This window comes from Acinetobacter sp. CY05 (assembly GCF_059515805.1).
This window is the reverse complement of the sequence record NZ_JCAKMW010000001.1, coordinates 34,591-56,447: the sequence shown is the minus strand read 5'-3', so window position 1 is coordinate 56,447 and position 21,857 is coordinate 34,591. Positions and strand designations below refer to the sequence as shown.

Annotated in this window: 23 protein-coding genes, 6 tRNA genes and 1 other RNA gene; 17 read left to right on the top strand and 13 right to left on the bottom strand. The window is 42.0% G+C overall.

Features of this window, described 5'->3' with window-relative positions:
* Window positions 1-2: 2 nt before the first annotated feature.
* Both sdhD and sdhC read right to left on the bottom strand, forming a co-directional pair.
* Complete coding sequence (gene sdhD / locus AC5YCD_RS00310; protein ID WP_496128140.1) at window positions 3-368, bottom strand: succinate dehydrogenase, hydrophobic membrane anchor protein; 366 nt, start codon at window positions 366-368, stop codon at window positions 3-5.
* On the bottom strand, window positions 368-766 hold the full coding sequence (sdhC, locus tag AC5YCD_RS00305) for a succinate dehydrogenase, cytochrome b556 subunit (RefSeq protein ID WP_122902215.1): 399 nt from the start codon (window positions 764-766) through the stop codon (window positions 368-370). Before sdhC ends, sdhD begins: the two co-directional genes overlap by 1 nt.
* 1,010 nt (window positions 767-1,776) lie before the next feature.
* On the opposite strand from sdhC, the gene gltA reads away from it, so the two are divergent.
* A complete protein-coding gene (gltA, locus tag AC5YCD_RS00300; protein WP_496128139.1) occupies window positions 1,777-3,054 on the top strand; it encodes a citrate synthase in 1,278 nt (425 codons plus the stop codon).
* Between the two features lie 49 nt (window positions 3,055-3,103).
* Here gltA and AC5YCD_RS00295 read toward each other — a convergent pair whose 3' ends face one another.
* Window positions 3,104-3,589 carry a type IV secretion protein Rhs gene (locus AC5YCD_RS00295; RefSeq protein WP_496128138.1) on the bottom strand — a complete coding sequence of 162 codons (486 nt, stop codon included), beginning with the start codon at window positions 3,587-3,589 and terminating at the stop codon, window positions 3,104-3,106.
* Between the two features lie 252 nt (window positions 3,590-3,841).
* Between AC5YCD_RS00295 and AC5YCD_RS00290 the strand changes: the two genes are divergently transcribed.
* Window positions 3,842-5,467 carry an NAD+ synthase gene (locus AC5YCD_RS00290; RefSeq protein WP_496128137.1) on the top strand — a complete coding sequence of 542 codons (1,626 nt, stop codon included), beginning with the start codon at window positions 3,842-3,844 and terminating at the stop codon, window positions 5,465-5,467.
* A gap of 194 nt (window positions 5,468-5,661) precedes the next feature.
* On the opposite strand, the gene AC5YCD_RS00285 is transcribed toward AC5YCD_RS00290, so the two are convergent.
* Window positions 5,662-5,738: transfer RNA gene (locus AC5YCD_RS00285), tRNA-Met, on the bottom strand.
* 166 nt (window positions 5,739-5,904) lie between these two features.
* Here AC5YCD_RS00285 and AC5YCD_RS00280 point away from each other — a divergent pair.
* On the top strand, window positions 5,905-6,318 hold the full coding sequence (locus AC5YCD_RS00280; protein ID WP_496128136.1) for a hypothetical protein: 414 nt from the start codon (window positions 5,905-5,907) through the stop codon (window positions 6,316-6,318).
* Between the two features lie 39 nt (window positions 6,319-6,357).
* On the opposite strand, the gene AC5YCD_RS00275 is transcribed toward AC5YCD_RS00280, so the two are convergent.
* From AC5YCD_RS00275 to coaD, 4 genes are all read right to left on the bottom strand, one after another.
* A tRNA-Met gene (locus tag AC5YCD_RS00275) sits at window positions 6,358-6,434 on the bottom strand.
* 72 nt (window positions 6,435-6,506) lie between these two features.
* Window positions 6,507-6,884: RNase P RNA component class A (gene rnpB / locus AC5YCD_RS00270), an RNA gene on the bottom strand.
* A 26-nt stretch (window positions 6,885-6,910) separates the two neighbouring features.
* A complete protein-coding gene (locus AC5YCD_RS00265) occupies window positions 6,911-7,174 on the bottom strand; it encodes a YfhL family 4Fe-4S dicluster ferredoxin (RefSeq protein WP_496128135.1) in 264 nt (87 codons plus the stop codon).
* Window position 7,175: 1 nt separating this feature from the next.
* Window positions 7,176-7,667 carry a pantetheine-phosphate adenylyltransferase gene (gene coaD / locus AC5YCD_RS00260; RefSeq protein WP_496128134.1) on the bottom strand — a complete coding sequence of 164 codons (492 nt, stop codon included), beginning with the start codon at window positions 7,665-7,667 and terminating at the stop codon, window positions 7,176-7,178.
* Window positions 7,668-7,827: 160 nt separating this feature from the next.
* Here coaD and smpB point away from each other — a divergent pair, with 160 nt between their 5' ends.
* Window positions 7,828-8,304, top strand: coding sequence for an SsrA-binding protein SmpB (gene smpB / locus AC5YCD_RS00255; protein ID WP_122901633.1), 477 nt, complete (start codon window positions 7,828-7,830; stop codon window positions 8,302-8,304).
* A gap of 50 nt (window positions 8,305-8,354) precedes the next feature.
* Here the strand turns inward: smpB and AC5YCD_RS00250 are convergent, their stop codons facing one another.
* From AC5YCD_RS00250 to rluD, 3 genes are read right to left on the bottom strand one after another with little or no spacing between them, the layout of a single operon-like run.
* Window positions 8,355-8,915, bottom strand: a complete 561-nt coding sequence (locus tag AC5YCD_RS00250) for a flavodoxin family protein (protein WP_496128524.1) — start codon at window positions 8,913-8,915, stop codon at window positions 8,355-8,357.
* 30 nt (window positions 8,916-8,945) lie between these two features.
* Window positions 8,946-9,695 carry a peptidoglycan editing factor PgeF gene (gene pgeF, locus AC5YCD_RS00245; RefSeq protein WP_496128133.1) on the bottom strand — a complete coding sequence of 250 codons (750 nt, stop codon included), beginning with the start codon at window positions 9,693-9,695 and terminating at the stop codon, window positions 8,946-8,948.
* A gap of 51 nt (window positions 9,696-9,746) precedes the next feature.
* On the bottom strand, window positions 9,747-10,799 hold the full coding sequence (gene rluD / locus AC5YCD_RS00240) for a 23S rRNA pseudouridine(1911/1915/1917) synthase RluD (protein ID WP_496128132.1): 1,053 nt from the start codon (window positions 10,797-10,799) through the stop codon (window positions 9,747-9,749).
* Between the two features lie 71 nt (window positions 10,800-10,870).
* Between rluD and AC5YCD_RS00235 the strand changes: the two genes are divergently transcribed.
* Both AC5YCD_RS00235 and AC5YCD_RS00230 read left to right on the top strand, forming a co-directional pair.
* Window positions 10,871-11,827 (top strand): outer membrane protein assembly factor BamD, encoded by a 957-nt coding sequence (locus tag AC5YCD_RS00235; RefSeq protein WP_496128131.1) that lies wholly within the window; start codon window positions 10,871-10,873, stop codon window positions 11,825-11,827.
* A 138-nt stretch (window positions 11,828-11,965) separates the two neighbouring features.
* On the top strand, window positions 11,966-13,855 hold the full coding sequence (locus AC5YCD_RS00230) for a DNA primase (protein WP_496128130.1): 1,890 nt from the start codon (window positions 11,966-11,968) through the stop codon (window positions 13,853-13,855).
* Window positions 13,856-13,865: 10 nt separating this feature from the next.
* Here AC5YCD_RS00230 and hemA read toward each other — a convergent pair whose 3' ends face one another.
* Complete coding sequence (hemA, locus tag AC5YCD_RS00225) at window positions 13,866-15,149, bottom strand: glutamyl-tRNA reductase (RefSeq protein ID WP_496128129.1); 1,284 nt, start codon at window positions 15,147-15,149, stop codon at window positions 13,866-13,868.
* Between the two features lie 78 nt (window positions 15,150-15,227).
* Here hemA and AC5YCD_RS00220 point away from each other — a divergent pair, with 78 nt between their 5' ends.
* From AC5YCD_RS00220 to panD, 11 genes are all read left to right on the top strand, one after another.
* Entirely contained in the window at window positions 15,228-16,940 is a 1,713-nt protein-coding gene (locus tag AC5YCD_RS00220) for a tetratricopeptide repeat protein (RefSeq protein ID WP_496128128.1), read from the top strand.
* 3 nt (window positions 16,941-16,943) lie between these two features.
* Complete coding sequence (gene lolB, locus AC5YCD_RS00215) at window positions 16,944-17,522, top strand: lipoprotein insertase outer membrane protein LolB (RefSeq protein WP_496128127.1); 579 nt, start codon at window positions 16,944-16,946, stop codon at window positions 17,520-17,522.
* 9 nt (window positions 17,523-17,531) lie between these two features.
* Window positions 17,532-18,362 (top strand): 4-(cytidine 5'-diphospho)-2-C-methyl-D-erythritol kinase, encoded by an 831-nt coding sequence (gene ispE, locus AC5YCD_RS00210; protein WP_496128126.1) that lies wholly within the window; start codon window positions 17,532-17,534, stop codon window positions 18,360-18,362.
* Window positions 18,361-18,435 (top strand) — tRNA-Gln (locus AC5YCD_RS00205). Before ispE ends, AC5YCD_RS00205 begins: the two co-directional genes overlap by 2 nt.
* A gap of 30 nt (window positions 18,436-18,465) precedes the next feature.
* A tRNA-Gln gene (locus tag AC5YCD_RS00200) sits at window positions 18,466-18,540 on the top strand.
* An 18-nt stretch (window positions 18,541-18,558) separates the two neighbouring features.
* Window positions 18,559-18,633 (top strand) — tRNA-Gln (locus AC5YCD_RS00195).
* Window positions 18,634-18,723: 90 nt separating this feature from the next.
* A tRNA-Gln gene (locus AC5YCD_RS00190) sits at window positions 18,724-18,798 on the top strand.
* Window positions 18,799-18,834: 36 nt separating this feature from the next.
* Window positions 18,835-19,788: a ribose-phosphate pyrophosphokinase gene (locus AC5YCD_RS00185; RefSeq protein WP_496128125.1), complete on the top strand. Its 954-nt coding sequence runs from the start codon at window positions 18,835-18,837 to the stop codon at window positions 19,786-19,788.
* A 98-nt stretch (window positions 19,789-19,886) separates the two neighbouring features.
* Window positions 19,887-20,183 (top strand): 50S ribosomal protein L25, encoded by a 297-nt coding sequence (rplY, locus tag AC5YCD_RS00180; RefSeq protein ID WP_496128124.1) that lies wholly within the window; start codon window positions 19,887-19,889, stop codon window positions 20,181-20,183.
* Between the two features lie 19 nt (window positions 20,184-20,202).
* Entirely contained in the window at window positions 20,203-20,781 is a 579-nt protein-coding gene (pth, locus tag AC5YCD_RS00175; RefSeq protein ID WP_496128123.1) for an aminoacyl-tRNA hydrolase, read from the top strand.
* A gap of 90 nt (window positions 20,782-20,871) precedes the next feature.
* Window positions 20,872-21,252, top strand: a complete 381-nt coding sequence (panD, locus tag AC5YCD_RS00170) for an aspartate 1-decarboxylase (RefSeq protein ID WP_122901651.1) — start codon at window positions 20,872-20,874, stop codon at window positions 21,250-21,252.
* Between the two features lie 57 nt (window positions 21,253-21,309).
* On the opposite strand, the gene AC5YCD_RS00165 is transcribed toward panD, so the two are convergent.
* Window positions 21,310-21,804 (bottom strand): DUF1289 domain-containing protein, encoded by a 495-nt coding sequence (locus tag AC5YCD_RS00165; protein ID WP_496128122.1) that lies wholly within the window; start codon window positions 21,802-21,804, stop codon window positions 21,310-21,312.
* Window positions 21,805-21,857: the final 53 nt, after the last annotated feature.

Sequence of the window (21,857 nt, the reverse complement as noted above, 5' to 3'; positions counted from 1 at the left end):
TATCAATTCGCCCAAAAAATCTGGATTGCCCAAATTGCATATGCAAATACAGCAATGATTACCGCCGAAGTTAATACGAGGCGTAAACCATTTGCTACAGGACCCATTGCGCGAGTTGTCACGTAATCCGTGAACACTTGCCACATACCAATCCAAGCATGTGCAACTAAAGATAAGACGGCCAATAAAGACATAATCTTCATTGGTGTGGTCATCATAAAGCCATACCATTGATCAAAGCTGAAATCACCATTACATAGGATCCAACCAAATACCACAACTGTGTAAACCGCTAAAACGACAGCACTTACACGTTGCAGAAACCAATCACGAGAACCTGAACCTGTTAAACCAGTAGCACTTTTCATTAGAGTACGATCCATACAAATGACGCAACGATACCGATTGCAGACAAGATTAATGCGATAGTAGCTGCTGTGCGACCGCTTTGCAGTTCTTCTGCAATACCTTGGTCAGCAAGTAAATGCTTAATACCTGCAATGAAGTGGTAAATTAAGCCGGCTACAAATACCCATACGATAAAGCGCACGACAAAACCAGACATGATGTCTTGAACTTGCGCAAAACCTTCAGGAGAAGACAATGACTTGTCTAAAATCCATAAAAGTACCGGAACGAGTAAAAATACGATGACACCAGAAAGACGGTGTAGAATTGATGCAATAGCCACAGGGGATTTTAAGTTTACGTCTAAAACTTGACCCATGGACAAATTGACAGGTCTGTTGCTTTTCACAGCGGGCATCCTGTAAGTAAAAACTCCATCCGGAGTTTGTTGGAATTAATTCGAAGGAAAGCTGGCATTTTTAGGCATTTATCATAAGTGCCTAAACTTAAAACGACATCGAATTATAAAACGTCGACTATTAAAATACAAACAGTGCTACTCGGGTTTTAACCAAAAAAACCTTAAATAAGAATCATTAACAAAGATATAAATAGTTAAAACCAATATGAATTAACTATAAATTACGCTATATCATTGGTTTTGCAGCACTATCGCATTTTTTTATTAATCGTTTTTGCCTTTAGCATATTAAAATTACATTTAGACTAAAGATAGAGAAATCTTTTAAATCACTCCCCTCTTCATTATAAATTTAAGCCTAAAGCTTCGCCAAGCTTTTATTTTTTAGCAAAATATTGGTCATTTATTTAAAAAACAGATGATCAATATCATCAAATTAAATAGAGACTTATCTAATTTTACATAAAAAAAAGTAGCACAGTTTTAGATTAAAAGTTATACATCAGCCTACTCAAGTACAGCATTTAGTGTGTTTTTTAGGCAAATTTTAAATATTGATCAGCTACTTTTTAGCCAAACGATTCATTTCTTGGTATTGGCTTAGTGCTTTTTATGATTAGAAAAAGTGATGCATATTAGTGAATACATTCAACCTAAGTTATGAAAACTCTACTATTTTAGTGCACTATTGCTGAAATATATGCTGGGATAGCTAGAGCTTTTGCCAATTAAAAATCGTCCAAATTTAAGCCATTAGACTTAATTTTTTCTGCACAAGGCGTGTTTTTGACTTATTATATCGCGTCGGTGTAAATCGCCTGTTTTGTCATATGCATAATTTTTGACTCTATCAAGCATGAGATGTCATTTTTTTATCCATAAGTATAATTGACAAAACTTGCACACCCTCTAATCTTATAGCAATTTTTTGACCGGTCTGATTCAACTATTAATTAAAAATGTTTATGAGTCAGATCTAATATTCACCAGGACAGGAGATCAATTGAATGTCTGAAGTAACTGGCAAGAAAGCCGTATTACAGCTTGATGGCAAAGAAATTGAATTACCGATTTACAGCGGCACTTTAGGCCCTGACGTAATCGACGTTAAAGATGTATTGGCTGCAGGTCATTTTACTTTTGATCCTGGTTTTGTCTCTACAGCTGCTTGTGAGTCTAAAATCACGTTCATTGATGGTGGTAAAGGTATTCTTTTACACCGTGGTTACCCAATTGACCAATTGGCAACTAAAGCTGACTACTTAGAAACTTGCTACTTACTTTTAAATGGTGAGCTTCCAACTGCTGAAGAAAAAGCTGCATTCGATGCTAAAGTTCGCAACCATACAATGGTTCATGATCAAGTCGGTCGCTTCTTCAACGGTTTCCGTCGTGACGCGCATCCTATGGCGGTTATGTGTGGTGTTGTAGGCGCGCTTTCTGCGTTCTATCACAACGGTTTTGACGTTGAAAACGTTGATCACCGTGAAATCACTGCAATCCGTTTAATCGCAAAAGTACCGACTCTAGCGGCTTGGACGTACAAGTACACAATCGGTCAACCGTTTGTTTATCCACGTAACGACTTAAGCTATGCGGAAAACTTCTTGTACATGATGTTTGCAACACCTGCAGATCGTGACTACAAAGTTGATCCTATTCTTGCAAAAGCAATGGACCGTATCTTCACGCTTCATGCTGACCACGAACAAAACGCGTCTACATCGACTGTACGTCTTGCTGGTTCTACTGGTGCGAACCCATATGCATGTATCGCAGCGGGTATTGCAGCACTTTGGGGCCCTGCTCACGGCGGCGCGAACGAAGCTGTTCTTAAGATGCTTGATGAAATCGGCACTGTAGAAAACGTTGCTCCGTTCATGGAAAAAGTGAAAACTAAAGAAGTTAAACTGATGGGCTTCGGTCACCGAGTTTACAAAAACTTCGATCCACGTGCGAAAGTAATGAAAGAGACTTGTGACGAAGTGTTAACTGCACTTGGTATCAATGATCCACAACTTGCACTTGCAATGGAACTTGAACGTATTGCGTTATCTGACGAATACTTCATCAAGCGTAACTTATACCCTAACGTAGACTTCTACTCAGGTATCATCTTAAAAGCGATTGGTATCCCAACAGAAATGTTTACGGTAATCTTCGCGCTTGCACGTACAGTTGGTTGGATCAGCCACTGGTTAGAAATGCACAGCGGTCCTTACAAGATCGGTCGTCCTCGTCAGCTTTACACTGGCGAAACGCAACGCGATATCCAAGGTCGTTAATTCTTTAAGAATTAAAGATTTTGAAAAACCGCCCCTTCGGGCGGTTTTTTTATGCCAACTTTGCTCGTGTTAAAAAAGGAATACAGGCTTCATAAGCACTGCATTCTTGACCTTTGGCACGTCTTAAAAAATAGTCTTGTACCATTTGCGCTTGTTGTTCAATGCCGTATTTAAAAAATGCTTTGCCTTCTTGCAACACATAACTGTATTTACGATTAAATAGGGCGCGCAACAATACGCGCATCCCTTGTTGGACTTGCCAGACATGGGTTAATTCATGAATTAACCAGCTTTGCTGGCTTATAGATTGTATTGAGAAATCCTCACACCAATTGGCAATATTAAAATAAATCTTACCATTGGGACTTACTCCATAATCTTTGAGCACCAAACGATGGGCAACAATTTCTACTGTTTCTAAATTTAAGCTGTCGCCAAAGACCGACTGTGCCAAACACTTTTCGCCCTGAGTTAATGCTCTACGCTTGATAATAAACCACTGCCCAAATCCGGTTTTGCCCTTGGCTTGCGCCATATTGCACCTACATATTATTAAACCTGACTAACAAGGCGTATTATGCAAAGAAAGACAGGCTTTTTTGGATGTATCGGGCTTTTTTTTACGATTTCATTACGCAGTGTGCAGCAATTCGTATATAGTAGAACCCGCAAATTACTTATTTTAAGACTTTATTTTGCTGTTCAACACTTCTACATAATCTTGGACTTATAGCAATAACAAACTCAAGTTATGTACATATCCTGATAGGTATAGGATTTTATTGGAATGAAAAATTTTAACATTGCCCTTGCACAGTTCTCTCCGCATATTGGCAATATCGAAGCCAATACTCAAAAAATGCTGGAACAAATCAATGCTGCGAAACAACAAAAAGCTGATTTAATTGTTTTTCCTGAGTTAGCAATCATTGGTTATTCTGCAGAAGATTTATTATTACGTCCAAGCCTAAGCAAACGTACTGAGCAAGCTTTTGCTGCATTAAGTGAAGTCAAAGACATTGTCTTGGTGTTTGGTTTTGTCCATCAAGCTGAAGATGGTCAACGCTATAACTCAGCAGCTGTCATGAAAGATGGTCAAGTGCTTGGCATTTACAACAAACAAAACTTACCTAACTACAGCGTGTTTGATGAAAAACGTTATTTTAACGAAGGTCATCAACACCTCGTATTTGAATATTTAGGTCATAAGTTTGGTGTGCTGATTTGTGAAGACGTTTGGGCTTTACCAACCGTGCAACAAGTGGCACAGCTTAATGTTGAAACGGTATTGGTACTCAATGCTTCACCTTATGAAGTGGGTAAACCACAGCACCGTGTGCTGACCATGCAGGAGCTGGCTAAGCAATTACAGCTTAACTTGGTTTACGTAAACCAAGTCGGTGGCCAAGATGACATTATCTTTGATGGTACCAGCTTCTTAATTAACAAAGATGGCTCAGTTGCACTACAAGCAGCCACCTACCAAGAACAGCTGTATATCGCTGAATACGACGCCGATCAACAACGCTATAAGCAAGCTGAGATTGTCCCAGCGCTTGATACCATGGCTGAGATTTACCAAGGCCTGGTCATGGCAACTCGTGACTATGTACAGCGTTCAGGCTTCCCTGGTGTGATCTTAGGCTTATCTGGTGGCATTGATTCAGCCTTAACACTTGCGATTGCTGTAGACGCCATTGGTGCCGATAAAGTTCAAGCCGTGATGATGCCATATACGTATACTGCACAAATCAGTGTAGAAGATGCTGCAGCACAAGCCAAAACTATGGGTGTAACCTTTGGTATTGCCGAAATCAATCCAATTGTGAATAGCTTTATGCAAACGCTATTCCCATTCTTTGGTGAAGCCAAAGCTGATACCACAGAAGAGAACTTACAAGCACGTTCTCGTGGTACCTTATTAATGGCACTGTCTAATAAGTTTGGTAATTTGGTGCTGTCTACAGGCAATAAATCTGAGCTATCTGTGGGTTATTGCACTCTATATGGCGATATGGTTGGTGGTTATGCAGTACTCAAAGACGTGTATAAAACCATTGTATTTGAATTGGCGAAATACCGTAACAGCATTGCAGATACACCTGTGATTCCTGAACGTGTGATTACCCGTCCACCTTCAGCAGAACTCAGCCCAGATCAAAAAGATCAGGATTCTTTACCGCCATATGACATCCTCGATGCAATTCTTTACGCCTATATTGAAGAAGATATGAGCCAAGAAGATATCATTGCCAAAGGCTTTGAGCGTGAAGTGGTTGAGAAAGTGATTCGACTGACTGACCGTAGCGAATATAAACGTCGCCAAGGTGCAATTGGTCCACGTATTTCATCGCGTGCTTATAGCCGTGAACGTCGTTATCCAATCGTGAATGGTTGGAAGCCCGGCATCTAAACTGAAGCCTTAATAAAAATCGTCAACATCGCCTGCTTATAGAAGCAGGCGATTTTTTTATAGATGGGGGTTAAACTCAAATATAGCTTAATCATGCATGAAACAGCTGCTCACCGAGTGATGATCGCCATTCATAAAGGCTCAATATTTTTTAGACAAAAAAAGAGACCAAGCTGAGAGCTTGGTCTTTAAAATGGTGGCTATGACGAGACTTGAACTTGTGACCCCCGCATTATGAGTGCGGTGCTCTAACCAACTGAGCTACATAGCCGTAAACTGTGCGCGTATTATGTAAATATTTTACACTCAGGTCAAGGCATTTTATTTACGAATGTTCACAGTTTAAACAAATAACGTAACTTTGTTATTTTTTTGCGCAAAATCCAGCAAAACATGCTATTTCAAGTAAATAATCTAATAAAACTTGGGTTTACATCATGATGAAATTTCTTATCTTAAACAGCATCTGTTTAATTTTACTCACGGGCTGCCAATTCGTTTCGCCGATTGTGACTGACTATAATGGGGTACGAATGGATGTAGCGCGTTATATTAATCATTCATGGCGCTTTAGCTTAAAAGAACGTGAAATATTAGTGGCCTATGCCAAGCAACAGCAAAAGATTACTGCTTGGCAGCGTTTGACTGTACCAGAACAACAACAGTTGGTAGAACAACGTTTAGTAGGACGTCATTGTGCAGCACAGAAGATCAATCCTAAAAAACTCGACTTAGTTGACCAACAAATATTTGCTAACAGCGATCTACAAGCAAAGCTTCAAGCCATGTATGCGCTACAACAAAATGTGAATATTCAGCTTGATCAAGTTCAATGCAGTGAAAAATTCTAGACAAAAAAAAGACCACATTAGTGAATGTGGTCTTGAAAATGGTGGCTATGACGAGACTTGAACTTGTGACCCCCGCATTATGAGTGCGGTGCTCTAACCAACTGAGCTACATAGCCGTAAACTGTGCGCGTATTATGTACCTAATTAAAATATCCGTCAAGTACTTTTTTCACAATTTTGTAAAAAATTTTTGAAGTGAGCCGATAAGCCGGGTTCTGTCGTGAACGATCATTCCTCTAGGCGCACAATCACTCATGCGCTCAAGCGACCTACCCGAATCCAGCATGGGCCATGCCTAATGGATTCCTATTTGGTCTTGCTTCCGGTGGGGTTTACCTCGCCATGAACTGTTACCAGCCATGCGGTGCGCTCTTACCGCACCCTTTCACCCTTACCTTCGATTCTAATTGCTTAGAAACATATTGAAGGCGGTCTTCTCTCTGCTGCACTTGCCGTCGGTTTACACCGCCCAGGCGTTACCTGGCACCTTGCCCTATGAAGCCCGGACTTTCCTCCCCTGCTTCAATCACGGAGATTTCCACAGCAGCGATCGTCTGGCTCACTTCGAGCGGCATTCTAACAAACTTTGCAATTAATTGCTTGCGCTTTTTTGAGCAGTTAGTCGTTTATATTTATCCATGAGCTCGTCAGGGCTTTCCACATGCTGAGGATCAAGCGGAATACAGTCGACTGGACAGAATAATTGACACTGCGGTTTGTCATGATGCCCAACACATTCGGTACATAGGTCAGGGTGAATCTCATAGATCACTTCACCCATAAAAATCGCCTCATTAGGACAGACAGGCTCACACACGTCGCAATTAATGCATTCATCGGTAATATATAGGGACACTCTACCAACCTTGTTGTAGCTTGCGTTTAAAGGCGTCAACCACCACTGGCGGTACAAACTTAGTCACATCACCTTGTAAACGCGCAATTTCACGCACCAACGTAGAAGAAATAAATGAATATTGCTCCGACGGGGTTAAAAACACTGCTTCAAATTTAGCATCCAACTGACGGTTCATATTGGCCAATTGAAATTCATATTCAAAATCAGAAACAGCACGTAAACCACGTAGTACCGCAGTTGCCTGTTGCTCACGGAAAAAATTCACCAGTAAACCATCAAAACCAACAAATTCTACGTTAGATAAATGACTTAAAGATGCCTGTGCTAAGGCCACCCGTTCGTCCAAAGTAAAGACTGGGTTTTTATGATGACCGATGGCAATCGCCACCACAACTTCATCAAACATTTTGGCCGCACGTGTCACAAGATCGATATGCCCATTGGTAATCGGATCAAATGTGCCTGGGTAAATCACGCGAGTTTTAGACATCCATTGTACTCTAGTTTATTTTGTTCGAGCCTTATTCTAGCAAAAAGCGGCTTTTTTAGTGAACCAAAAGTTAAACTGGGTAAATTTTTTCAAACATTTATGAATTGTCAGCATGGCGCGCTTGGGGCACAATAGTCTTTAAGTTGGGAAGTGTCTTATTATGGCAAAAGTATCGGTAGTGAAAAAAAATAATGGCGGGACCATTGCACAGAATAAACGTGCACGTCACGACTATTTTATTGAAGAAAAATTTGAAGCAGGTTTATCGTTACAAGGTTGGGAAGTCAAATCGTTACGTGCTGGCCGTATGACCTTAAGCGAAAGCTATGTCACCTTTAAAAATGGTGAAGCGTATTTGTTTGGTGCACAGATTCAGCCTTTATTGTCTGCATCGACGCATGTCGTGCCAGAAGCAACACGTACACGTAAACTGCTGCTGAGCCGTCGTGAACTGGACAAATTATTGGGTGCTGTCAATCAAAAAGGTTATTCTTGTGTACCTTTGGCCTGTTATTGGAAAGGCCCTTTAGCCAAGTTAGAAATTGCTTTGGTCAAAGGTAAGCAATTACATGACAAACGTGCCACGGAAAAAGACCGTGATTGGCAACGTGATAAAGCCCGCATTATGCATAAATAATAAAAAACCTCCATTTTGGAGGTTTTTTTGGTTTTAAACTCATCAAAAGCTTAAGCTTTAGAAGCTAAACGCGCCAAGGTTAAAGCAATATATTCACCAAACCAAATCGCGGTGTCTAAATCGCCTTGCGGTGGCGTCACTTCAACCGGTGCATTATCGGATTGGGTCATTAAACCTAAGCAGCTGGATAGGCGGTTGAGATCAGTGTCACTCGAACCAGTTGCCATTAAAGGCAAACCACACCACAGCATGCCATGTTGCATGGCAAATAAATTAATTTGCTGTAGTACCATGAGTTTATCGCCACTTAAGCCACCTGAATTAGTAAAGCCTGCCGCCAACTTGCCTTGCCAACTCCGTTTTTGCCAACGTTTCGATGAACCATCCATAAAGGCTTTAAACGCAGCAGGTGCACTGCCCATATAGGTTGGGCAACCAAAAATAATGGCATCGGCTGCATCTAAGGCATCCCAATCTAAATGCTCAATTGACATATTAACGACACGAATACCCGTTTCTACAGCCCCTTTAGCAATATAAGTGGCCACTTTAGCGGTATGTCCATAAGGACTGTGATAGACAATTGCGAGCGATTTATTAGATAAAGACATAGTCATCAATGCAGATCATTTTAGTCAAGTTTAGCAGTTTTTAGCCATAAACACGAATGTTGCCATACGTCCAGTTTTGGCTTCACGGCGATAAGAAAAATATTCATCCGCCTGACGATAGCTACATTGATCACCGCCATAAACCTGAGTTACGCCATGCTCGGCTAAGATATAACGCGCAATGGCATATAAATCGGCATAAAATTTATCTGCTTGTTTACCATGCATAAATGCTATTTCTAAAGCTGGATATTTATCGCAAAATGCGGCTTTTACTTCTGCACCAATTTCAAAATTGGCTTGACTAATCGCAGCACCTAGCCATGCCCAGGTCGGTTGAGTGTGCATAGCAGCAATGGTATTTTCGATAATGCCATGGGCTAAACCTTTCCAACCGGCATGTAAATTGGCGACTTCTGTACCCTCCGCATTACCTAATACCACAGGTAAGCAATCGGCGGTCATCATCATTAAGGCATGACCTTGAGTGTTGGTGACTAAAGCATCACCCTCTTGTGCCACTAATGTGGCTTGCTCTTCAACCCGATGACACAGCACGCTATGGGTTTGATTCATCCATGTAACTTTATTGACACCAAAGGCATTAAGCTCATTGAGTAATTGCATACGGTGTTGTTGCACACGCTTGGCATCATCACCCACATGTAGCGCCAAGTTAAAACCATTTAGGCTTGGATTGTCTGTCGGTACAACAGCGTCATGCGCAATGCGCGTTTGTGCTACATAAACGCCCTGAGGCAAACCAGAAACAAATTGCATGCTGTTTGTCCTTAAAATAAAAATGGCTATATTGCTATAGCCATGTTGAGATTAATATGCCTTGTTTTCGCTACGTAATACTTCAATTAAAGCATTAAAGTCTTCTGGCCATGGGGCTTCAAACATCATCTCTTCACCTGTACGTGGATGCACTAGGCCCAGTTTTACCGCATGCAAAGCTTGGCGTCTAAAACCACGTAAAGTGGCATTGAGTAATTCTGATGCACCTGCTGGTACACGCACTCGTGGCATATATACTTGATCACCGACTAAACCAAAACCGATATAGCTAAAGTGCACACGGATCTGATGCGTACGACCAGTTTCTAAACGCGCTTGCACACGGGTAAAGTGTTGGAAGCGTTCTTTCACGTTATAGTGCGTCACCGCATCTTTACCGCCCGGTAATACGGTCATTTTGACCCGATCTACTGGATGGCGTTTAATTGGCTCATCGACTGTACCACCTGCAATCATATTGCCGTACACAATCAGATCATAAACACGATAGACCGATTTTTTAGCCAATTGCTTGGTTAAGGCAAATTGCGCTTCTAAGTTTTTCGCCACCACCAATAAACCTGAGGTGTCTTTATCAATACGATGGACTAAACCAGCACGGGTGAGTTCCGCTGATTTTGGATAATGATGCAACAAAGCATTCACTAAAGTGCCTGAACTATTGCCTGCCCCTGGATGTACCACCATACCGACAGGCTTATTGACGACTAAAATATCGTCATCTTCATAGATGATATCCAGTGGAATATCTTCAGGTAGGCTGCGTGTTTGCGCCTCTAGCTCAACATCAAGGCTTAAAACTTCTGTGCCTTCACATTTGTATTTCGGTTTAACCACTTGGCCATTGACCAATAAATGGCCTTCTTTGAGCCACTGTTTCAGTTTTTCGCGGGAGAAATCGTTCCAAACTAAAGCCGCTACTTGGTCAATACGTTGACCTAGATAGCTTTCATCTAATTGAACTTGCAACGTTAAACGTGTTGCAGTTGTTTCTGAAGTATGGTTATCTGCATCCTCTGAATCTTCAAGCAAATTGAAATCAGTTTCAGGGATATTAGAATCGGAAGATTGTACTTGGGTCATTTGCTCATTCAGACAAAAGTGATTTAATGGTGCAATTGTAGCTTATTGCCCGTATTAACAGAGGAATTTTTATGTCGCTGCCACGTTATAAAATTACAATGCTTGCGCTTACGCTTGGCGCTGCATCTGCAATCGTGGGTTGTAGCAGTAATCCAAAAAAACAAGTGGTCGATACTGGGCCACAATCGAGTGAACAAGTTTATATTCAAAAAGCCGAAAAAGCACTGGAACGCGGTCAATATGTCGAAGCTGCAAAAAATTTAGAAGCGATTGATACATATTTCCCCACAGGTGATTATGCCACCCAAGCCCAGCTTGAGTTGATGTATGTCAAATTCCAACAAAAAGACTATGAAGGTGTTGTGGCTCTTTCAGAGCGTTTCATCCGCAGCAACCCTGAACACCCGCAAGCAGAGTATGCCTACTATGTGCGTGGTGTGGCCAATATGGAACAAAACTATCACTCGATGTTGCGTTATACCTCACTTAAACAAGCACACCGTGATGTGAGCTATTTAAAAGTGGCGTATCAAAATTTTGTTGATTTTATCCGTCGTTATCCATCAAGCACTTATGCAGTCGATGCAGCGCAGCGTATGCAATTTATTGGTCAAGAGTTGGCTGAAGCTGAGATGAATGCGGCACGTTTTAACTTAAAACGTAAAGCATGGGTGGCAGCACTTGAACGCAGTCAATGGGTAGTCGAGCACTATCCAAAAACCCCACAAATTCCAGAAGCTTTAGCTACTATTGCCTATAGCTATGAAAAATTAGGTGATCAAGCTTCGGCACAGCAATATATTGATGTGTTAAAGCTCAATTACCCACATTTGGTCAAAGCCAATGGTGAAGTCAATTTACGTGCCGCACGTTCTGAAGAAAGCTTCTTGAATCGTGCCACTTTAGGTATTTTTGGCCGTGAAGCTAAAACCAATTTAGATCAAGACCCAGCAACGCTAGAGACACCAAAACGCAGCTTAAGCAATCGATTAAGCTTTGGTTTACTCGATCGTCCAAGCCAAGACTAATCTTAAGGTTCGCATTTTTGTTGAGGGCAAGTTATTATACTTGCCCTTTTCGTCTTAATCGGCATTGATTAGGCGCACAAATTGGTTTAGTTTTTAAACGCATCTTTTTCTTGTTTGGTTAAATGGCACTGACACACGATGGCAATTCCTCAGCATATTATTGATCAAGTCGTGGATCGCACCGACATTGTCGATTTAATTAGTCAGCGTGTAAAACTGAAAAAAACCGGCCGTACCTATTCAGGTTGTTGCCCGTTTCACCAAGAGAAAAGCCCGTCTTTTCACGTTTATCGTGACAAACAGTATTTTCACTGCTTTGGCTGTCAGGCCAACGGGAACGCCATTCGTTTCTTAATGGATATCGACAGCCGAAATTTTGTTGATGTCATGAAAGACTTGGCATCACAAGCAGGCATCGAACTGCCTAAAGACGATATCGACAATAAAAAACGCATTGCTTATAAACGCGAAATCAAAAAACCTGTAGCAATCGCTGCCCCACAGCCCACTCAATCAACTGGCGCGCCCAATTCCTCCGAAGAAGCCAGTTATTTTGACTATCCACCGCCAAATGATGAAATTGATTATTCAGCGCAATTTGCGGATTTTGACCCCTTTAGTACCCAAGCAGAAGTAGAACAAGAAGGCGACTTATATACCCTCCTTGAAAATATTGCCCAGTTTTATCAAGCCCAATTACCGCATAGTCAAACTGCACAAAATTACTTTAAACAACGTGGTTTAAGTCAAGATACCATTGCCTATTGGCGTTTAGGTTATGCACCTGAAGATTGGCAACATCTAGAAAAAGCTTTTCCACAAGATATAGAGGGCTTAAAACTACTCGGTTTAATTCGTACCAGTGACAAAGGTCGTGATTTTGACTTATTGCGTGATCGGGTGATTTTCCCCATTCGCGACAGCAAAGGTCGTGTAGTAGGTTTTGGTGGCCGTGCACTCAATGACGACATCAAACCTAAATACATCAACTCGCCTGATTCTGAAGTGTTCCATAAAAACCAATTGCTGTATGGCTTATATGAAGGCCGTAAGCAAAAAGCCCATGATTGGTTGATGGTGGAAGGCTATATGGATGTCATTGCGCTACAACAATATGGCATCTATGGTGCTGTGGCAACTTTGGGTACCGCCAGTAACACTGAACATTTAAATATTTTATTTAAGCAAAACTCGTGTATTACTATTGCCTTTGATGGTGATGCTGCTGGACAAAAAGCCGCACGGCGCACGCTTGAAATTGCCTTACCTCTATTAAATGATGGACGTGAACTGAAATTTTTTGTGTTGCCTCACAATCACGATCCAGATTCCTTAATTCGTCGTGAAGGATTGGAGAGTTTCCAGCGTCTGCTCAAACAAGCCCCGCTATTGTCTGATTTTGTCTTTGCGCATCTAACTCAAAACCATGATGTGAATACCCCTGAAGGTAAAAGTCAGGTGATGGCGGAATTACGTCAACTGACTGACCTTTTGCCAAAACATGGCTCATTCCGTTATCTACTCAGTCAATCTTTTAAAGAAAAGTTAGGTTTTGGGCGTAAATGGACACCTAAGGTCAATAATGATGCTTCGTTGTCTTTTAATATTCATACCCGCGATGAAGACTTTGCCGTGGCAATTTTAATGCATCATCCATTTTTATATATTCATTTTGAAACTTTGCGTGCCTTAATGCAGCCAGATGAACTTTTGTCACGCATACTAGATCGTTTAGACGGTATTTTTGATCAACTCCCCGATGATCAAGAGCTTGCCACCTACTATGTTTTGGGTGCTTGTAGTCGTTATGCGCATGAAATTGCAGACATTATGCAACGCACCAATATTGAAGCTTTAACCGAAGCGCCAGAAATGGCCGATAAATTGGCTGCTGAATATGCCTTATCACTACAAGAGAAGTATTTAAAGCAAAAATTAAAATCACCAAAATCATTGGTAGAATCGAGTAATTTACGCCAACAACTGAATGAACTGACCAAAAAAATCAGCTTAAGATTGGTGTCTTAAGCTGATCATGTTAACGCTTGGGCTTGCGTGGATGCTGTATGGTGTTATCCAAGCTGTCGCGAATAAAACTAAAATGCGCAGGATTATCAGCTTTGGCAGCCTCACGTAATAAAATTGAGGTTGGATGCAATAATTTTTGCGCCAAACGATGCGAAAAATCTTGCATCACGCTTGCTGCATCTTCACCTTTGGCAATACGCGCTAAAGCCAAATCTAGTTCTTGCTGACGCAAGCTTTCGCCATGCTCGCGATAAGCATAAATACTACTACCAGCTTCCTTGACCTTTTGTTGGGTCATTAACTCGGTTGCCAGCTGATTGACCATCACTTCGGCTTCGACTGCCGCTTGGCGACGCTGCGCTAAGTTTTCATCAATGACACTTTGTAAGTCATCGACACCATATAAATAGACGCCATCTAAGTTTTCCACTTTTGGGTCAATATCACGTGGTACAGCTAAATCTACCAGTAACATCGGTTGATAACGACGTTTTTTTAGCGCAGCTTTAACTGCGGCAAACTCAATGACCTGATGCAAACTACCAGTACAGCTTGAAATCACATCAGCACGATGTAAATGCGCATCAAGTTGATCAAAATCAATAATTTCAACTTCAACCCGCTGTGCAATTTCTTGGGCAAGGTTTTCAGCACGGCTACGGGTACGGTTACAAATCATGATTTTACCGACGCCCATTTCGGCTAAATGCTTAGCAACAAGGCTATTCATTTCGCCGGCAGCCACCACCATCACGGTGAGTTTTTCAGGGTGACTAAATACTTGTAGAGCCAACTGCGCCACAGCATAGCCCATAGACACCGCATGACTGCCGACTGCCGTTTCCGAACGCACGCGTTTGGCTGCATAAAACGCATATTCGAAAATACGATTTAAGGTTTTAGAAACCGTAGCAGAATCCTTAGCTAAAGCCAGCGCAGTTTTCACCTGCCCTAAAATCTGTGGCTCACCCAACATTAGCGAATCAAGACCACTGGCCACCCGCATCAGATGTGTCACGGCTTGCGCATTTTCATGACGATAGACATGATTTTGTAACTGTTTGACATCTAAACCGTTCACTTGTGCCAGCCAGTTGAGTACCACATCTGCATTATCAGACATCGCATAGACTTCGGTTCGGTTACAGGTAGACACCACCACCAGATCGTTTAAACGCGGGTCGTGACTTTGCCCTGCCAAGAGCTGGCTTAACTTTTCAGGGTTAAACGCAATTTGCTCACGCAGTTCTACAGAGGCGGTTTGATGGTTGACACCCAATGCAAAGAAAGACATATCAGATCATCATTTCGCTAAATTTATGCTATTGTGCAACATCGGTGTCATAAAAAGCATTACTTGGATTAAGAAAAATTGCGTCAAATAAATGGCCAAAACAGCACTTCAACAATAAAGCAATATTCTAGCACATTGTTACTCATGGGTAGCATGCTGTGCAGCACACATCTTTTGGCTGCAGCTACAGCCTATAATGCCAACAATTACACTGCAATCCAACAAAGTATGATTGCTGAATTTGCATTGGCCTATACTGACACCGCCACTGCCCTACATAACTATACCGTTTTGGCCATTAAGAGCAATTCCACCACTGTTAAGCAACGGGCACTGAATATTGCACTTGAACAAAACGACCTCAAAGCAGCGCTCGATATTGCCACACATTGGGTGGTACAAGAACCTAGCGATGTACCGGCTTTATTTTACTTAGCCCATATTGCCTTACAAGCACATGAATATGAACTTGCAGCAGAAAGCATTGATAAAATCCTACGCCATGACCCAAGTGCTGATCTTGAGAAAATTCTAGCCGGCATTGCGCCAGAATCTCAACAAGACCAAGCGGCGTTGATTGATGCCTTACAAAATAGTCAAGGCAAAGACAATCCCTCTATTTTGGTCATCATTGCTGCCCTAGAAGCACAAACGGGTGATTTTCAACAAGCCTTAAGCACCATTAATCGCGCTTTAAAAAAGCGTCCTAATGCCAGCAACTTCATTCTCATGAAAGCCAATTTACTCAGCGCCTTAGGCGATGAAGCGCTCACCCGCAAATGGTATAGTAAGGCTTCTCGGCAGCATAAGTCCAATTTAGAAATACGTTTAGCAGAAGTGAAATATCTGATTAAGATCAACGACTCAGAATTGGCCTTAGAAAAATTAGAAAAAATTCTATCTAAATGGCCCAAAGCCGAAGAAGCCCTATTTATTGCGGGCTTAACCAGTATTGACTTAAAACAATATGAACGTGCCGAACGCTATTTGGTGGAACTGCGTAACTCCAGTCAATATCAAAATGATGCCTACTACTATCTAGCCCTCAACGCAGAACGTAAGGGTCACTTTGAAACGGCTAAAGCTTACTATCGTTTGGTAGATGGCAGTTTATATGCCGTATCTAGACAAAATTTGATTAACATTTATAGCGAACAACAACGCCTAAATGATGCGTTACGTTTTTTAACCCAAGAACGCGTCAACTATCCGCAGCATGCCAGCTTTTTATATCAAGCACAGGCAGAAATCTTAAAAAAAATGGGCAATAAACGTGCAGCCATTGGTTTACTTGAAGAAGCCATTCAGCATTTAAGTGATGATCCTGAACTGATTTATGCCGAAGTTTTGCTATTAGACCCGTTTTTACAACGTGACCGTCTGGACCAACTGCTTACCCTATTATTAGATTTAGAGCCCAATCATCCAGCTTATTTAAATGCTTATGCCTACACCTTAGCCTTACAAAACCGTCGTTTAGACGAAGCACGCGAGTATGCAGAACGCGCGTTAGACATGGCGCCGGATCAAGCTTCGATTATGGATACCCTAGGATTTGTGGCGTATTTGCAAAATGATTTTAGCACTGCCGCGCAGGTGCTTAAAAGCGCATACATGATGAGTGACAGTATCACGATTGGAATACGCTATGCACGAGCGGTGTATATGCAAGGCGATTTAGCCGGGTTTTATGAAATTTTAAAACAATTGCAACAAAAACATCCTAACGACAAACAGTTAGAACCCTTAAATTCATTACTAGTTCCCCAAACCTTGCCAAAGAGTTCTTGATTTATGTTACAGCTCCCACGTTTTGCCTTGCTTGGTACATTACTTGCCAGCTTAACATTGACCGCTTGTCAGCCTTTTAGCCAACCGCAGCTTAAACCTACTCCACAATTACAAGACAGCCAAAATTTTAGCTTACAAGGCAAAATTGGTGTACGCACGCCACAGCAATCTGGTAGCGCTTTTTATACCTGGGTACAGCAGCATAACCAATTTGAAATTGAACTGAGTGGTATTTTAGGCATTGGTAAAACCCAAATTAGCGGAGAAAAAAACGGCGAAGTTAGTCTCAACAGCAGCCAAACCGGTTTAATTCGTGCTGCCAGTCCAGAAGAATTACTCAAACGCGCTACAGGTTGGGATGCACCAATTACCTATTTAATGGATTGGATTCAAGCCAAACCTGCCACAGAAGATGCAAAGCTTAGCAAAGACGACCAACAACGCATTCGCCAAATTATTGAGGCCGGTTGGGTGGTGGATTTAAGTTATAACCAAAGCTCGCTCCCAAATCGGTTAATTTTAAAGCAAGCGCTTGAAAATGGTCAGGAAAACCGTATTACTATGCTCATTCAAGATCGTTAAGTGAAAGTTATGTTACGCGTCCCCTCTCCTGCCAAACTGAATTTGTTTTTACATATTACTGATCGTCGTAGTGATGGCTACCACGAATTACAAACCATTTTTCAGCTCATTGATTTGTATGACTGGCTAACATTCAAGCAAACCGACAATACAGACATTACAATTGATGGTTTAAACAACGTTGATCTTGAACAAAACTTAATTTTTAAAGCCACGCAACTGTTAAAACCATTTGCCAAAGCACCAACTGGTTTGAAAATCAGCGTCGAAAAACACATTCCCATGGGTGCAGGCTTGGGTGGTGGCTCATCCAATGCCGCTACAACGCTGATTGTACTCAATCAACTGTGGCAGTGTGGATTAAGTATTGAACAATTGGCACAACTTGGCCTTAAACTCGGTGCAGATGTCCCTGTATTTGTACATGGTAAAAATGCCTGGGCTGAAGGCATTGGCGAGCGTTTAAGTTGGATAAATTTAGCTCAAAAACAGTATATTGTGCTTAAACCTGATTGTTTTATCAGCACACAATTACTTTTTTCACAAAAAACGTTGACAAGAAATGAAAAGGTCTTTAAATTCTGCGGCTATCAGCAAACGCCATCTGATTTTAAGAATAACTTTGAGCCTCTGGCACGAAGCTTATACAAGGAAGTCGATGAAGCGATGCAATACTTAGATCAGTTCGGTGTTGCAAAACTTACAGGTACAGGTGCTTGTGTTTTTGTTGAAGCGACTTTAGATATGCCAGTTGATGACATTCTAGCAAATGCACCATGTAAAGCTTACTTGGTGAATAGCTTAAACGAATCGCCATTGATGGATTTTAAAGTAGATTAGGGGTATCGCCAAGTGGTAAGGCACCGGGTTTTGATCTCGGCATCCGTTGGTTCGAATCCAGCTACCCCTGCCATTTTCACCTGTAAAATAGATGTACTGTATTAGGGGTATCGCCAAGTGGTAAGGCACCGGGTTTTGATCTCGGCATCCGTTGGTTCGAATCCAGCTACCCCTGCCATCTTACAGTCATCAAATTAGGGGTATCGCCAAGTGGTAAGGCACCGGGTTTTGATCTCGGCATCCGTTGGTTCGAATCCAGCTACCCCTGCCATTTTCTCAAAAAAGACAGAACAGTCTTTATTGCTTTAAAGTTAAAAATTCTTGACATTAAGCAATAAAAATATTAAAGTTCTGCCGCATTAGGGGTATCGCCAAGTGGTAAGGCACCGGGTTTTGATCTCGGCATCCGTTGGTTCGAATCCAGCTACCCCTGCCATCTATTCCCATATATTCTAACCGCCAAGGGTGCTTCATGCCCAATCTTGTCGTTTTTAGTGGAACTGCGCATCCACAATTCGCTCAAAAAGTCGTAAGCCATTTACACATTCCTCTAGGTGCTGCATCTGTTTCTACCTTCTCTGATGGTGAAATTGCTGTAGAAATCACTGAGAACGTGCGTGGTAAAGACGTATTTATCGTACAACCTACTTGTGCTCCAACCAACAATAACCTGATGGAAATTTTGGTAATGGCGGACGCGCTTCGTCGCGCAAGTGCTGGTCGTATTACTGCTGTCATCCCTTACTTCGGTTATGCTCGTCAAGACCGTCGTCCTCGTTCAAGCCGTGTGCCAATTACTGCCAAAGTTGTTGCAGATATGCTAACAACTGTAGGGATTGACCGTGTGGTGATGATCGACTTACACGCTGACCAAATCCAAGGTTTCTTCGATATCCCTGTAGACAACATCTACGGTACGCCAGCATTACTTGCTGATCTACGTCAACAGTCACATCACAACCTTATGGTTGTTTCGCCTGACGTTGGTGGTGTAGTCCGTGCTCGTGCTGTTGCAAAACAAATGGGTGATATTGATCTTGCGATCATCGATAAACGTCGTCAAAAAGCGAATGAATCACAAGTGATGCATTTGATTGGTGATGTAAAAGATCGTGACTGCGTTATTGTAGATGACATGGTCGATACAGCAGGTACTTTATGTAAAGCTGCTGATGCATTGAAAAACTTTGGTGCTCGCCGTGTTGTTGCCTACGCAACTCACCCAGTTTTATCTGGTAAAGCAATCGAAAACTTGAAAAACTCAGTGATCGATGAATTGGTTGTTACAGACACGATTCCGCTTTCAGAAGAAGCTTTAGCGCTTGGTAAGATTCGCCAAGTTTCAGTTGCAAGCATGGTAGCTGAAACAATTCGTCGTATTAACAACGAAGAATCTATTAGCGCAATGTTCGATTCTTATCTATAATCGAACGCTTAAATTTCAAAGCCCTGCCTTTTGGCGGGGCTTTCTATCAACTAGACTGGTCGCAAGTCTAGTCCATTAACTTAAATAGGATGTCTATCATGGCAAACTTCGTATTAAATGCAGTAGCACGTGAAGAAGCAGTTCAAGGGAAAGGTGCGAGCCGCCGCCTTCGTCTTCAAAACAAAGTTCCAGCAATTATCTACGGTGGCGAAGCTGCTCCTGTAGCGGTTACTTTAGAACTTCGTGAACTTGTTAAAGCATTAGAAAGCAACGAATTCTTCGCTGAAGTTGTTGAAATCAACATCGACGGTAAAACTGAAAGCGTTAAAATCCAAGCGCTTCAACGTCACCCTGCAAAAAACACACCTATGCACGCTGACTTCAAACGCGCATAAGTGTTTATTGGTGTAATTAGTGGCTAATCTTTCGCTAATTGTTGGTTTGGGCAATCCCGGTCGGGAGTACGCCCAAACCCGCCATAATGCAGGCTTTTGGTTTGTCGAACGCCTTGCAGAGCGTTATGGTATCAATTTAAAAAACGACCCAAAATTTAACGGCATTAGCGGCCGTGGCAATATCGAAGGTCAAGACGTTCGCTTATTGTTGCCGACGACTTTTATGAACCTATCGGGTAAAAGTGTCGTGCCTTTTGCTAAATTCTATAATATTGCACCTGAAAGCATGCTCATCGCCCATGATGAACTGGATATGAATCCTGGTGTCATTCGCCTAAAAACCGGTGGTGGTCATGGTGGTCATAACGGCTTACGTGATATCGTGCCGCATACAGGTCCGAATTTCCATCGTCTACGTATTGGGATCGGTCATCCGGGTGCCAAAGATCAAGTCTCAAGTCATGTGCTAGGTAGAGCGCCGAGCAGTGAACAAACCCTGATGGATGATGCGATTCATCATGCCCTCGCACAAATCAAATTATTGGTTAATGGCGATATTCAACCAGCCATGAATCAAATTAACGCGTATAAGCCTTAAAATTTATCCTCTTGCGCATTGTGCATTTTCCACGCACAATGCGGTGCGCTCTGGTGCGCTCGAAAATTAATGGATGAATTGGGAGCTTGTATGCTGTCTCGTTTACTTAAATGCAAAATTCACCGTGCAGTGGTAACTCATGCTGAATTACATTACGAAGGCTCATGTGCCATTGATGGCACCTTGATGGATTTGGCGGGTATTCGTGAATATGAAGAAATTCATGTTTGGAACGTCACCAATGGCAAACGTTTTACTACCTATGCCATTCGTGGTGAAAATGATTCAGGCATGATTTCTGTCAATGGTGGTGCAGCTCACCAAGCGGACGTCGGTGACTTAGTAATTATTGCTACTTTTGGTGACTTTAATGAAGTTGAGGCTGCTTTGCATCAACCTCGTTTGGTGTATGCCAACCCAGACAATACTGTGAATCACACAGCAAATTGTATTCCGGTACAAGTGGCTTAAATTTTTTAAGTGCTAAAAAAAGCTCGCAATTGGCGAGCTTTTTTGTGGACAGCTGGCTTAAATCTTTTCAATTTCGATTTTGCCTTGCAACAAGTGATAGCGAATGCCTTTGGCGCGTACAAAAGCCAAATCATAAGATGCATTAGCCAATGCCAAAACGCGGCGTTCAAATTCATCCCAGAGCGGGCGCACTTGCTTATAGTGAATGCCTAAACCACTGTCATCCGTAAAATGGCGGTTTTTCTCACAAAGTTTTAGAGCATGATACAGCTTACGCCCACGACTGGCATTGGGACGTAAACGTACGCGTTTCGACTGCACAAAGCCTTCTACCTGCACTAAGTTTGCCTGCGGTAACATTGGGACTAAAATTTGGTCTAACTGCGCATCTAAGCGGTTCCATACTGCGGCATGTTGCTCAGGCGTATATTGATTCCAATGAATCACTTCATGGCTAAAACGTCGGCATCCACGACAAACCAAATCACCAAATACCGTAGAACAACGTCCTGCACACGGGGTTAAAGAGGCAATTCGACGCTCATTGCTCAAAATAAAAACTCCACATTTTGCCTTAAGATTTAGCGCGCCTAGCATAGCCTGAG

What these genes read in the sequence shown, in the direction of transcription:
- hemA (WP_496128129.1), bottom strand. Translation starts at nt 15,149, where the DNA reads ATGTCTTTCTTTGCATTGGGTGTCAACCATCAAACCGCCTCTGTAGAA.
- rluD (WP_496128132.1), bottom strand. Translation starts at nt 10,799, where the DNA reads ATGACCCAAGTACAATCTTCCGATTCTAATATCCCTGAAACTGATTTC.
- smpB (WP_122901633.1), top strand. Translation starts at nt 7,828, where the DNA reads ATGGCAAAAGTATCGGTAGTGAAAAAAAATAATGGCGGGACCATTGCA.
- sdhC (WP_122902215.1), bottom strand. Translation starts at nt 766, where the DNA reads ATGCCCGCTGTGAAAAGCAACAGACCTGTCAATTTGTCCATGGGTCAA.
- AC5YCD_RS00250 (WP_496128524.1), bottom strand. Translation starts at nt 8,915, where the DNA reads ATGTCTTTATCTAATAAATCGCTCGCAATTGTCTATCACAGTCCTTAT.
- AC5YCD_RS00280 (WP_496128136.1), top strand. Translation starts at nt 5,905, where the DNA reads ATGATGAAATTTCTTATCTTAAACAGCATCTGTTTAATTTTACTCACG.
- pgeF (WP_496128133.1), bottom strand. Translation starts at nt 9,695, where the DNA reads ATGCAATTTGTTTCTGGTTTGCCTCAGGGCGTTTATGTAGCACAAACG.
- AC5YCD_RS00230 (WP_496128130.1), top strand. Translation starts at nt 11,966, where the DNA reads ATGGCAATTCCTCAGCATATTATTGATCAAGTCGTGGATCGCACCGAC.
- AC5YCD_RS00235 (WP_496128131.1), top strand. Translation starts at nt 10,871, where the DNA reads ATGTCGCTGCCACGTTATAAAATTACAATGCTTGCGCTTACGCTTGGC.
- AC5YCD_RS00295 (WP_496128138.1), bottom strand. Translation starts at nt 3,589, where the DNA reads ATGGCGCAAGCCAAGGGCAAAACCGGATTTGGGCAGTGGTTTATTATC.
- coaD (WP_496128134.1), bottom strand. Translation starts at nt 7,667, where the DNA reads ATGTCTAAAACTCGCGTGATTTACCCAGGCACATTTGATCCGATTACC.
- AC5YCD_RS00185 (WP_496128125.1), top strand. Translation starts at nt 18,835, where the DNA reads ATGCCCAATCTTGTCGTTTTTAGTGGAACTGCGCATCCACAATTCGCT.
- ispE (WP_496128126.1), top strand. Translation starts at nt 17,532, where the DNA reads ATGTTACGCGTCCCCTCTCCTGCCAAACTGAATTTGTTTTTACATATT.
- lolB (WP_496128127.1), top strand. Translation starts at nt 16,944, where the DNA reads ATGTTACAGCTCCCACGTTTTGCCTTGCTTGGTACATTACTTGCCAGC.
- panD (WP_122901651.1), top strand. Translation starts at nt 20,872, where the DNA reads ATGCTGTCTCGTTTACTTAAATGCAAAATTCACCGTGCAGTGGTAACT.
- AC5YCD_RS00290 (WP_496128137.1), top strand. Translation starts at nt 3,842, where the DNA reads ATGAAAAATTTTAACATTGCCCTTGCACAGTTCTCTCCGCATATTGGC.
- gltA (WP_496128139.1), top strand. Translation starts at nt 1,777, where the DNA reads ATGTCTGAAGTAACTGGCAAGAAAGCCGTATTACAGCTTGATGGCAAA.
- rplY (WP_496128124.1), top strand. Translation starts at nt 19,887, where the DNA reads ATGGCAAACTTCGTATTAAATGCAGTAGCACGTGAAGAAGCAGTTCAA.
- sdhD (WP_496128140.1), bottom strand. Translation starts at nt 368, where the DNA reads ATGAAAAGTGCTACTGGTTTAACAGGTTCAGGTTCTCGTGATTGGTTT.